The sequence below is a fragment of the Nocardiopsis sp. NPDC058631 genome (assembly GCF_042716955.1).
Lineage (GTDB): Bacteria > Actinomycetota > Actinomycetes > Streptosporangiales > Streptosporangiaceae > Nocardiopsis.
Genome location: NZ_JBHXQY010000136.1, coordinates 1 through 12971, shown reverse-complemented (window position 1 = coordinate 12971; position 12971 = coordinate 1). Strand labels below are relative to the sequence as shown.

Sequence of the window (12971 nt, the reverse complement as noted above, 5' to 3'; positions counted from 1 at the left end):
TGGCCGAACTGCTCGGACGCACCAACGCGATCGTCCTCGTCGCGGAGGCCGAAGGTGCGCCCCGCGGGCCCCTTCCGCGTCAGCGCACCGCTTCCCCGAAGGGCACCGGCTCGCCGTGCGCGGCGGGACGCCACTTGCGGGCGCGTCCGCGCTTGATCACCACCCCGCCCAGGACGCACAGCACGATGAGCAGGAGCGTGACGGACACGACGGCCGCCGTGGGCGGCGCGTCCACCGAACCGTAGGGGGAGGGGTCGGGAACGAACCCCTCGCCCACCACCCCGGCGGGGGTGCCGCCCGGGGCGATGGCCATCGCCGCCAGAGGGTCGACCCTGCCGTGCCCCGACAGCGGGTCCGCGTCCCCCCGCGGGGAGGCGTAGGCCGTGGTGGACAGACGCTCGCGCACCTGCTCGGCGCTCAGCTCCGGCTCCCGCGCCATGAGCAGGGCCGCGGTCCCCGCCACGAAGGCCGCGGCCACCCCGTCGCCCGAGGTGACCACGTGGCCGCCGCCCGGACCGCTCCCCACCACCCGGTCGCCCGGCGCGATCAGGTCCACACGGGCGAGGTCGCCGCTCGGCAGGACCAGCGGGCCCTCGGCCATGGGGAGGCCCTCCACGTCGTGCGCGGCCACGCTCAGCACCGACGCGTTCTGGGCGGGGTGGCCCGGCAGCGGCCCCCGGGACGTGGGAACCGTCGCCGGGGCGACCACCAGCACGTCGGCCTCCTCTGCGTCGGCCACCGCGGACTCCAGAGCCGGGGACGCCTCCCACGTGCCCGTGCCCACCAGGACCACGCGGGCCCCCGAGTCCACCGCGCGCCCGATCCCTGCGGCGGCCTCCTGCACGGAGACCAGGCCGGTCCGGGGGCTCCCCGTGGCCACGGCCGTCACCGACGCGTCCGGGGCCACCCCGAGCAGGCCGCTGCCCTCCACGGACCGGGCGGCGACCACGCCCGCCAGTGACGTGCCGAACCCGAGGCAGTCGGTGCTCTGCCCGCCCTCGACCGCGTCGGCCAGGGCAGGGGCGCCGCCGTCCACCTCAGGGGCCAGCAGCGCCACGCCCACACCCTCGCCCGTGCTCAGGTCGTGGGCCCGCGACAGGCCGAGGAAGTGGTGCGTCCAGGGGGTCTGCTCCACGAGGTCCCCGCCGGTGGCCGCGCACGGCTGGTCCTCGCCCTTGAAGGGGTGGACCGGGGTGAGCGAGGCGGGGTCCTGGGGCGTCTCGGCCGCCGCCGGAGCCGCGGGGAGGGGGGCGAGGAGTCCCAGCGCCAGCGCCGCTGCGGCGGTGCGGCGGAGCCGGGACCGGGCCGTTCCCGGATCGGTGTGTGCGGTCACCTGTTGTGTGCTCCAGACTGTCTGGGGATGTCCTCGGAGTGGCCCCGTGCCCGGTGGGGCGGCACGGACGGGGGAGCGGGAGTGCGTCGTCCTCCCGTGCGGAGGCCGTGCGCGGGGGGAGAGGGGCGAGGGGGCCCGCACCTACGCTAGCCGCCCCGGGGCGTGCCGGACCCGGGGGTGGCAGCCCTCCCAGGGGGTCTCTTCACCGGGGTGCCGTCGGAGTCCTTCCGCGTGTGCGAGGAGGCCGCGACCGTGGCCTGTGGGGGAGGGCCCGCCGTCCGTTCGGACGGAGCCGGGGGGACGGGAACCACCTGCGGTAGCGTACTCCGTTTCCCGTGTACGCTCCATGAGCTTCCGGTGACCGGCCCGCGTCGTTCTCTCCGGAGTAAGGGCTCCACGGAGGGAGGGCGATCACTCCGCGGTCCCACATCGGGGGCGGAACGGCTCTCAGAGTCAGGGGGCGGGGTGCTGTTCGCCTTGTCCGTGGGGTTGCTCTCCGCCCCGGTCGGTGGGGGCGGGGGTCGTGTCTGCGGGCGGCTGGTCGTTGTCCTGACCCTCGTTGTCCCGGCCGGACCGGTCGCCTTCGCTGTTGGAGCGGTCGCCGCCGTTGCCGCCGGGGCCGTCCTTGTCCTCGTGTTTGTCCTCGTCCGCGGGCGCGGCCTTGTTCTCCTCCGACGCGTCCTCGCCCTCGGGTTGTTCATGCGACGGGTCGGGTCCCGACTCCCCAGGCGCCGTTTCGGGGTCGGCGGTCTCCTGGACGGGGTCGCTCTGCGTCTGTTCCTGGTGGGGAGGCGTGCCGTGCCCGTCCTCGCTGCCGGGAGCCTTCTCCTCCGGTGCGGGCTCTTCCGTCTCCGGTGTGGGCCGGCTCTCCCCGGAGCCGGGCAGGGGGGAGCGCGAGTCGGCTGAGCCGTCGGCGGGGGCCTTCCTCTCCGGGGAGGGGGTCACGGGCCGGGGGCCGCTCGCGGGGCCGTTCAGCTCCTGGTTGAAGAACGCGGCCAGGTCGAAGGTCGGGTCGGAGAGCGGCGACGGCTGCTCCGGGGAGAGCGGGGGCCCTTCCTGCTGGGGGACGTCCCTGTCGTTCCGGGGGTGGGAGTCCTCATCGCCCTCACCACGGGGGAGCGGCTGGGGTTCCGCGCCGGATGTCTCCTCGGAGATCGGCGGGGGCGGCTGTGCGCTTGTCCCACCGTGCGGTCGGCCGTCGCGGTCGCGGTCCTCCCCGGTCGGGTCGGTGCCGGGTGGGGATGGTTCGTCGCCTTCGGAGGGGAGCGGGCTCGTGGACATCAGCCGTTCCAGGCGGAGTCGCATTTCCCTGAGGTCGTCCGAGTTCAGGGAGGGTGCGTCCGAGTAGGTCTCCTGGTCTGGTCGGGGGTCCGTGCTGTGTTCGGGGTGGGTCTCGGGTTGGTGGGGGGAGCGTTGTTCTCCGTGGTCGCCGGTGGGGTCGGTGGCGGGTGGGGATGGTTCGCCGCCCTCGGAGGGGAGCGGGCTCGACGAGCGCAGTTGCTCCAGTCTGAGCTGCATGTCCCTGAGCGTGTCCGAGTTCAGCGAGGACGTCTCCGAGAAGGCGTCCTGGTCCGGTTGGGGGTGCGTGTCGTGGTGGTGTTCTGTCCCGGTGGGGGGGAGGCGTTGCCCGCCGAAGGTGAACACCGCGTTTTCGGCAGCCTCGGCCAGCCCGTCCTCCTCGGAGGGCGCCGGCTGTGGCCGCTGGTCCGGGCTCTGGTCGGGCCGGTCCTGCTCTCGTGTCGTGATCAGGGTCGTGGAGGGACCGAACAGGCCGTCGGTCCGGGGCCTCGGGGAAGAGCGCTGTCCTGCCGGGCCGTCGGACAGGTCTGCGTCGTGCGGGGACAGTCCGTCCTCGCCTGCCGAGTGCAGAGGACGGTCGGTCGCCAGGTCCTCGAAGTACCGGTCCCACTCCTCCGTCGTCCTCGGGGTCTCGTAGCTTCCGAGCAGACCGTCGATCCCCGGTTCCGGGACGACTCCTTCCTCGTTCAGGCGGCCCCGCTCCTCCGTACTCGGTGGTGCCGGGGCCTCACTCTGCCGGATGTTGAAGTCCGAGCTGAGCGTGTCCAGCATGTTCCGCTCGGTCTCCCGCTGTCCGTTGCCCCCTTCGGGTGTCCGGCTGTTTCCTTCAGGCACCCGGTTGTTCCGCCCGGGCAGCTCGATGGCCGCGGGGTCGGCCGCAGGGTCCGGGGCATCCCGCTGCGGGGGTGGGGGAAGCGGCGGCTCCTCCTGGATGGTGTCGAGGGGCGGTGCGCTCGCGGTCCGCGGCCGGGGCAGGGACGAGGGGTCGTTCAGGCCGTCGTGCAGCTCCCGGAGCGCCGTCTCCCAATTGCGCAGAGCCGTGTTGAAAGCCTCCAACCGGTCCTCGTAGGTGGTCTCCAGATCGGTGTAGCGCTGCTGGACCACGGGGTCGTCGGGGGAGGCGATCCGGTCGGAGGCCGCTCCGTCCATCGGCAGGCGGGCTTCGAGGTAAGCCTTCTCGGCGTCGCCGAGCGACTTCTGGAGGTTGGCGAAACGCTCGGTCAGGGGGGCGATCCGGGTGGCGTTGTCGGGCGTGATGATGCCCAGTCTCACCGCGTCGCCGTGGGAGATCCACGTGGTGACCTTGGCGGAGGTCTCGCCCCGCTGCCATCGGGCGGGACGGGACGGTCCGGTGGCAGGGGTGTTCCGGTCGCTGAACACGCCGCGCACCGCCCTGCCCGCGTCCGCGGTCTTGTTCCCGACGTAGCGCGCTGAGCGCTTGTACCAGGGGCCGCGCAGCTCGGACTTGACGCCGATGGCCCAGGTGGTGTCGATCTCCACCAGGTAGGCGGGTCCGGTGCGGACGCGGTCGGAGTGGGGAGGATCCTTCGGATTGCTTTTCCGCACGGTGTCGCCCCCGGACGTGGACGATCCCGTGTTGTTGGCCGAGCCGTAGTGGGTGGCTGTGGTCGGCGGCCCCGTTCCGGTGCGTCCCGAGGGGCGGGCGTCGATCCCCATGGTCGTCGTGGACGACTCGTTGTGGAACGGGGCGAACGTCTTGCTCGACTCCGAGGAGTCGGTCAGCCGCACACTCGGGTTGTAGTCGATGATGCGCGCCGACTCCGGTCGGGGCACGGCACGGACCCCCCACGTGGTCCGGCCCATCTCCATCAGCTCGGTGCCCGCCTTCGTGTTGGCCTCGGGGAAGAGGGCCTTGAGGGCGATCGCGTTGAGGGACTGGTCGATGGCGTTGTTGCGGGAGTTGAGTCCCAGCTTGTTCGCCCCGTACTCGGCCGCCTGCCTGACGGCCTCCGGGGTGTAGTGCCCGTCTCTGACGGAGTTCGCGGGCGGGTTCCAGCCCAAGGACTTGGCCACGACGACGTGCGCGAGGTCGCGGACGTCCCGGCCGTTGTTCTCGACGGCGGCGGGCAGGACCACGGCGTCCCCGAAGTCGCCCCGGGACGCGGGGTCCCTGGTCTGCGACCAGTTGCGCATCATGTCGGACAGCGAGGCGTGGTGGTCGTTGGAGGGGTTCTCCGGTGGGGGCCGGTTTTCCGTCCGCTGGCCGTTGCTGGTCGTTCGGGTGTTTTCGGTGGGTCTGGTGGTGTTGGTGTCGCCGGTGGTGTTGCTCGGTTCCGACAGGTCCAGGTAGGGGGTCGGGTAGAGCGCCTCCACCCGGCCAGAGTCGCCCGTACCGGTGAAGTCCCGCCGCCCGCCCGAGCCCGGGGTCTCTCCCGTCAGGGAGTTGGCCACACCCTGTTTGTCGGAGATGTGCAGGTCGATCGTCAGCCGCGTGTCCGACGACACCCGCGCGTAGGGCGTCTCCATGGTCAGCCCGATGGAGCGCTTGTCCGTGTTCCGGTTGATGCCGCCGTCACCGTGCGTGTTCGTCGTGGAGGCGTCGCCGTACACGCCCATCAGATAGGGGCGGCTGGTCGGGTCGGTGCCCCCCGGCTGGTCGCCTCCCGACTGGCGCAGCGGGCTCAGGAGCGAGCCCTGGGCCCCCGCGGACACGGAGTTCTCCTGACCCTGCTGGAACCGGTCACCGTCCTCCCAGCCCTGCCGTTGCCGGTACTCCGTCTTGCCGCCCAGGTACTTGACCTCGGTGCTGTCCCTGTCGAGCCGCAGGTTCACGGTGGCGTCCAGGGACAGCGGAGCGGTCGTCGGGGCGTTGAGGTTGCCGATCGAGTGGTCGATGGGGCTGACCTTCACCGACACCGGCGTTCCGGTGTTGGGGTTGAGTCCGGTGTGGGAGTTGAGGGTGTGCAGGACGGTTTCCCTGCTGTCCTTGGTCAGCTGCCAACCCTGCGAGGCCAGGTCGTCGGCGAGGCTCTGAAGGGCATCGTTCGGGTTGGCCGGGCGGACCATCTTTCCGGAGTCCTCGAAGCCGGGGCGCGGTCTCACGGACGCGGGCCGGTCGGGCTCGGGCTGGGGGACGCGGACCAGCCCGTCCCCGGTCTCCTCGACCCTGTCCTGGACCAGGCCCGACTGGTGGGCGTCGCGGATGTGGACCAGACCGGTGACCAGGTCACGGACGTGGGCCTGCCAACCCCGATAGCGCGCGGCGCGGGGGATCGTCGGTCCGATGCTCCAGTTCTTGACGAACTCCATCGCCTGGGTCACGCGCCCCGAGGCGGAGAACGAGTACGACATCTGGATCTTGGGGTGGAACTCGACCGTTTCGGAGTACTTCGACGTGGGCCTGGTGTTGGTGTAACGGTCGAACAGGCTCTTTCCCGCGGAGGGGCCGAGCTGGATCAGGGGAGCGCTCGCGGAGTTGGGCGCGGGGGCGATGCTGTCTGCGGGCTGTACGGCCGGCTGGATGGGGTTGGGGTTGAACCGGCCTCCGCCCGTAGCCAGAAGGGTCACGTCGGTCCTCTTACCCTCCTTGGTGAACACCTCCAGGGTGTTCTTGTCCTTCCAGACGATCGCGCCGTCGGACTGCTCGAAGCGGTCGACCGAATCGATGTCGAACTGGGTGGCCGTCGTCGCGCGGACGTGGTGCGGAGAGAGCAGACCGCCGCTCATCTCGGTGCGCGTGCGCATGCCGCCGGAGGACTGCAACGCCGGGTTCCCAGCGAGGTTCTCCGGGGAGAAAACGTTCTCGTAGAACTGTCTGCTGCCCTGGCCCCGGACCAGGAAGTGCCGCAGCTTGCGCTCGAACCCGAACCTTCCGGGTGTGCGCTGGACGCCCTCGCCCCTCTCCCACCGTGGAACGGAGGAGAAGTTCTCGTAGGAGGCGTCGAGCAGGCTGCCCACCCGGTTGTCGTCACCGGTGCTGAACCTGGTGTTGACGTGCTCGATGGTGGGACCCAGGTCGCGGATCAGTTCGGCCCGGCGCTGTTCGGGGGTGCGGACGTCGGGGGTGTTTCCGGTGGTGTCCTGTTGCCCGGTGGTGTTCTGGGTGGTGTCCGGTGGTGTGGCGGTCTCGGTGTTCTGCGGGTTGTTGGTGCTGTCGTTGTTGGTGTCGGTGGTCGGCGGGGTGCGGACGTCGCCGGTCTGGGAGCCGGTGTTCTGCTGTCCGGGAGTGTTCCCCGTGGTGTCCTGTTGCCCGGTGGTGTTCTGGGTGGTGTCTGGTGGCGGGGCGGTCTCGGTGTTCTGCTGGTTGTTGGTGCTGGTGTCAGTGGTGGCGGTGGTGGCGGTGGTGGCGGTGGTGTCGTTGGTGCCGTCGTTGTTGTCGGTGGTGTCTGTGGTCGGTGGGGTGCGGACGTCGCCGGTCGTTTCCTGCTGGCCGGGCGTCGGCGTGGGAGTCTGTTCGGCCGGAGGCTGCCGGTCCTGTCCCCCGCCGAACCACCTTTTGACCGTCCCGGTCACATCGCGACGCTTGCGGACGCTGTCCGGTGTCGGTGCCGTGTGGCCGTCGATCATCTCCTTGACCTGATCGACCGGAATCGGCTGGATTTGGGTGGCCTGCGGGGCGGCGCCGTTCCGGTCGCCGCCTTCTCCGCCCGGGACCGCCTTGGCTGTGTCCATCGTGGCCAGCGCCTGGATCGGTGCGTCGAGCAGGTCGTGCCCGCGGTCGGTCAGCGTCCTGTCTCCGCCCAGGACCATGCCGAGGTCGTCGTTCTCGTAGAGCTTCGCCGAGAACTGGACCGTGGAGTTCCAGACGCTGGAGTTCTCCGCGTACTGGATGATTTCATCGCTCTGGGTCTTGACACCCAGGCCCCGACCTCTTTCCTTGGTGGTGTTCAGCCGGCCGGAGACCGAGAACACGCCGCCGTCGCTCGGGTTGCCGGCCGCGTCGACGCTGTCGATCCGGCGGGCGTAGCCACCAGTGGCGACCCGGACCGTCTTGCGCGTCTGCGAACTGTCTCCGGTGTTGCGCTCTGCCGCACCCGAGTACTCGCCTCCGGTACCCCTCGTGGTCTCTCCCACGTGCCTGAGCGAGGAGAAGTCCGCGGTGAGGCGTACCGTGACGAACGGGGGGCGCAGCGTGTCCTTGCCCGGCTTGACGAGCGCACCGGGGTCGAACCGCCCCGTTTCGACCAGGTGAATGGGCTGGCCGTGCAGCGTCAGGTCGTCCGTGCCGCTCTTGAACCCGGACGCGGAGATCGCGTCCATGACCCTGTGGGTGTTGAAGACGGCGGCTTCGTGGTCGCGCCGGAAGGGGCGGTGCTCGCGCGGGGAACCGGTGAACGGGCCCGTGGCCTCGTGACCGGGCCGCCGCGCGAAGTTCTTCGGGTCGCGCGCCAGATCGGGCAGGACCAGGCCCGGCCGCTTGGCTGCCAAGCCGGTCAGCACCTCGTGCGCGATCTGCTGGTAGATACTGCGCTGCTGCCCGTCGACGTCGCGGTACTGGTTGCCGTCGGGCCAGGTGAAGTCGCGGGGCACGGATCCGTGGAAGGTGACCGGCTGGTCCTCGGCGAGGTTCGGACGAGGGGGCCGGGGGGCTTCGGAGCCCTCGTTCTGGGAGCGCGGTTCCCCGGGCGGCGCTTCCCCCGCGGGCCGTTCGCCCTCCGTCTGCCCTTCCGTGTTCTGTCCGTTCTCGCCCTCTTCGTTCCCGGTCCGCTCGTTCCGGGTGGTATCGGGGGCGGTCTCGGGAGTGTTCACCGTCGGAGGCGCCGTCGTGTTCCCCTCGGTCCGGACGGGGGTGGGAGGCACGGGCACCTTGTCCGAGGGCTCGTCCCCGTTCAGGATGCGGGCCTCCTGGACGGTGAGGATCTCGACGGTGTCGCCCTGGAAGCGGTACACGGTGGACTCAGCGTCGAAGTGCACGTAGTAGTTGCGCTGGACGTCGTAGGCAGACGACTCGGTCTTGCCGTAGTTGATCCTGTTGGAAGATCCCGACAACAACCGCATGCTCTCCTCGGTTGCCCGGCCCCGCATGCCTCCTTCCACCGATATCGCGTCGACGCGGATCTTGTGGGTGCCGCCCGGCGTCCCGGCGTCGGCGCTGATACCCGCGCCCAGGGTTCCGCCGAAAAAGTCGTGGTGGCGGAGTGAGGTCCCGACCTCGCGTTCGGACTTGTTGCCCTTGATGTACTTGGCGGGCTGGATGGTGTGTGGCTTGGCATCGTAGGAGGTGGGGACCGACCGGATGCTCACCAGGCGGGGTCTGCCCGAGGGATCGGTGACGTGGAAGACCGCGGGTGCTGAGGTCATCTTCGCCAGGTTGTTGCGGATGGACTTCTCCGAGAAGGTCTCGCCGACCTGGTCCTTGAAGGCGTCCAGCTTCTGCTGGCGGCGTTTGTCGACGAACTCGGGCGTCACCTTGTCGACCATGGACTTCCACCACCCGCGGTCCCTCTCGGGGGACCAGAGGTGGTCGGTGACCCAGTCGGTGAAGGGTTTGTCGGAGGACCCGTCGCTCACACGGATGTCGCCCACCCACACGGTGTGCCCCTTGTCCGTGTGCGGACCCGCCGGCCTGGGGTTGTCCCTGCCACGCTGGTGGCCCTCGGTCGCGAAGGGGTCGCGCAGGCGGATCGCATCCGGACCGGCGTTGGCGACGACCTTGCCAGGAAGGACCAGGAGCACTCCGTTGGGGGATTCGGCCCGGGCGTTCACGCCCTGGACCGCCGGGGTGTTGCCCTCCGTCTGGGTGTTGTCGTTCGCCGGGGTGTCGCTGTCCGCCGGGGTGTCGCCGTCCGTGGATTCGTTGTCGCGGGCGGGTCCGTCCCCCGGGTCGGGAACGGGGGTCAGGTCGAAGGACATGGTCAGGTCGGAGGCGTAGACCTCGGGCTTGCCCTTGATCTCGTAGCTGGTGTAGCCGTCGTGGGTGCTGGCCGTCGTCTCACCGGTCTGTCGCTGGCGTGTTCCGCCCGAGAAGTTGATGGTGAAACGGGGGCCGAGGTCGGTTCCGCTGACGGTGCCGAGGAGCAGCGGGGAGACCTGGAACCCCAGTCCGACGAACTTGCTGCCGCCGTGGTTGCCCCCGCCCGTGACCGGGTTGGCCTCCCCGGCCTCGTCCACCAGTTTCAGCTCGGTGGAGGATGATCCCCGATCCGGCTGTGTGGGCGCGTGGTGGAAGCCGTCGCGGGAGGCGTTCAGCCGTACGTCCGCCTGCCAGGTGGAGCCGTCCGCTCCGGTGACCGTCGTGGAGAACCCCTCCGGTCGGAAGAACACGCCCATCTGCTTGCGCGCCTGCTTGTCGACCTGTTCCCTGACGGCGTCGCGCGCCGCGGCGTCGACGCCTCCGGCGTTGTTGGTGAGGGTGTCGTTCACGAACGAACGCAGGTGCTCGGCGTGGACCATGCTGGAGTTCACCAGGCTGGACGTCAGCAGGTAGCCGAGGTCGTAGGGGTCGCCCGTCCGGTCCGGCGTCACCGAGCCCGGGTAGTGCAGGGTCGGGATTTCCTGCTGCTGAGTGTTGCGGCCGTTGTCGGTGGTGGTGTTGCCGGTGTCGGCGTCAGTGGTGTGTTGCGGGGGCGGCGGTGGTGCGTGCTCGGTGTTCGCGTCGTCGGTGGTGGTGTCGGTGTTCTGTTGTGAGGTCTGCGGGGGCGGGGGAGGCTGCTCCGTGCCTGTGGTGTCCACCGTGTTCACAGGATCTGTGGTGTCCACGGGGTCTGTGGTGGTGTCGGTGTCGTGCTGTGGAGGAGGCGAGGGCGTGCGCTGCGGGGGCGGCGGCGGTGGTGGTGCGTGCTCCGTGTCGTCAGTGCCGACGGACTGTACCGACGACTCCGATTCCGTGCCGTCGTTCTCCGTTGTCTCGGGCGAGGCGGGCGGGGGAGGCGCGTTCTCCTCACCGTCGCTGTTCCCGGACGGCGGCACCTCCCGTGTGTTCGCGAGCGCCTCGGCCCCGGTCGGCACGGGGGCGTGCACCACGTCCCCCCGCGACTCCCCGGTCTCGGCGGGCAGCGGATCCGGCGGGGTCTCCTGTCCCCGCGAAACGCCGGTCTCGGCAGGGGCGGCCTCGGTGGTCTCGCCGTCCGTGTTCGGCTCGGGCGCCGACCGGGCCGGAACCGGCCGCGGGGAAGGTCCGGCCCCGGGGCCGGAGGACTCCTCCCCGGTCACCGGTCCGCTCCGGACGGGCGGGGTCTGCGTGTTGAGGGCGCTGTGGAACGTGTCCAGGGGCGAGTCCGCCGCGGGGTGCGCCCCCGGCCCTCGCTCCGTCCGGTCGCTAGGGGGTGTGCCGGTCGCGGGGCCGGTCGCCTCCGCCAGATCCGGCTCCGCGTCGTCGGTGCCGGTCAGTCCCAGTCTGCGGTCGAGGGAGTCGAGTTCGGCGTCGCTCATCCCGGTGCCGTCCCCGTCCGGGTCCCGTACCTCTCCGGCGATGTCGGTCACGGCGAGGACGACGGGGTCGCCGGGGCCGACCGGAGCGGAGAGCCCCATCGCGTTCATGCGCATGTTCAGTTTCATGCGCGCCGCGGAGCCCGGGAAGGTCAGGTCGGCGATGGACCGTGCCCGGTCGAGGGCGGCCGCCGTCGCGGCGGCGTCGCCGTGGGAGGCGGTCACGTCGCCGAGGGCGATACCGATGGCGATGTTCGCGGCCACGTTGACGGCGCGGGTGAGGCTCTCGTGCCGGTCGGCCGCGTCCTCGGCGGCCGTGATCGCGGCGCGGCGCCGGGTGTCCGCCGTCTCGGCGGCCGCGCGCGCCTCCCCGACCCGGGCCCCGGCACCGTGTCCGGTGGTCCGTGCGGTGCGGGCGGCGGTGTCGGCGGCCTCGTAGGCGATGCGTGAGGCGCGTTCGGCGTCCTCGCGCGCGGTGTCGGCGTCCGAGACCCGCGTGAGGGCCGTGTCGCGCTCCCGTGCGGCGTCGGTGATCCGGTCCGGGTCCTCGGGGTCCACCTCGGACGGCTCGGGGACCGCGTCCCGGGCCGCGGCCGCGTCGGCGGCACCGCGCGCGGCGACGCTCTCCGCGGCAGCGGCGAGGTCCGCGGCCAGGGCGACCGTGGCCGCGACCGCCTCCGGGGCGGTGCCGGCGATCTTCGAGGCCCGGTCCGCCAGCCGCTCGGCCGCGTCCCGCAACTGTTCGAGGCGGCCGACCGCCGCGGTCCGGCCCGGGCCGTCGGCATCCCGCACAGCGGAGGCCAGGTCCGCGGTGAAGCGTTCCGCCGCCCCGCGTATCCCGGCCAGGGCCGCTGCCGTGTCATCCGCGTCCAGGGCCCGGTCGATGCGGTCCAGCACCTCGCCCGTCCAGGCCGGGGCCGCGGCGGCCCCGTCGGCGTCGTGCGCGGGGGGCAGGATCTCGGCGTGGAAGAGGTAACCGCGCCCCCAGGGCTCGACCGAGGTGATCCGGTAGCGGGTCCCCCGGGCGAGGATCACCTCACGCTCACCCGGGTGTTCGCTCCGGTCACCGACCCACAGCCCCCGGGTGCCCTCCGGCACGGTCAGCCGCATCAGGTCGATGGGGGAGCCGCCCGCCGCGGACGGAACGGTACCGAGGGAGACCGAGAGGTGCCCCTGTTCCACGTGCGTGGTCCCCGCCAAGGCCAGGGGGTCGGTGCTGCCCTCACCCAGCAGGTGCAGGTGCTCGTACATGCCGTGCACGGCCTCGAAACCCTCGGGGAAGGGCCGGCCGGTGGCGCGGTCCAGGCGCCGGAGCAACGCCAGGACTTCCGAGGAGTCGGGGAAGTGCGCCGGCTCATCGCGCAGGGCGAGGGATTCGGCGATCTGGCCCGCGCTTCCGGAGCGTTCGTAGAAGTTCTCCAGTGCCGCCTCCGGGTACGGGCTGTCGAGGACGCGCCGCACGATCCGCTCCTGCTCGGGGCTCAGTCCGCCCCGCTCCGCGGCTTCCTCCAGCCGTGCCAGGTCGGGCCATCGGCCGCCGCCGATCTCGTAGACCTGCCATCCGGGGTGGGAGCGGCTCTCGTCCCGGATCCGGTCCAGTTCGGCCTGCACCGTCGCCTCGTTCAACGGACGCAGACGCGCGAAGCGGTTCAGCCAAGGGGACCGGGTGTAGGCGGAGACCGCGTCCTGGGTCGCGGTGGGGAGTGCGTCGAAGGTGTTGGGGTTGTAGCCGGGGTCGTGCAGGAGGCCGCCGTAGCGGTCGGCTTCGACCGCGGTCGGCAGTCGGCGGATCGTCCCGGACCCGGACGCGGACGCGGCGGGACCGTCGTTGTCCGTCGCTGTCCGGCCCGGCGTCGGCGCCGGGCCGAACCGTCCTTCCAAGGCCGATACGTCTCCGTCGCCGTCCACCAGCGCCATGTTGACGGTCTTCACCGTGTCCGGTGCGCCGTAGGGGGAGGGGCCCCGGTCCGCGGGGTCCTGCATCGCGTAGAGGACGTAGTCCGTCGTGAGC

2 protein-coding genes are annotated in these 12971 nt (G+C 71.5%); both read right to left on the bottom strand.

Going from position 1 to position 12971, the window contains the following annotated elements:
- Window positions 1–79 precede the first annotated feature (79 nt).
- Window positions 80–1333, bottom strand: coding sequence for a S8 family serine peptidase (locus ACFWTE_RS27970; protein WP_378782910.1), 1254 nt, complete (start codon window positions 1331–1333; stop codon window positions 80–82).
- 453 nt (window positions 1334–1786) lie between these two features.
- On the bottom strand, window positions 1787–12943 hold the full coding sequence (locus ACFWTE_RS27965) for an ADP-ribosyltransferase (RefSeq protein WP_378782909.1): 11157 nt from the start codon (window positions 12941–12943) through the stop codon (window positions 1787–1789).
- Window positions 12944–12971 lie beyond the last annotated feature (28 nt).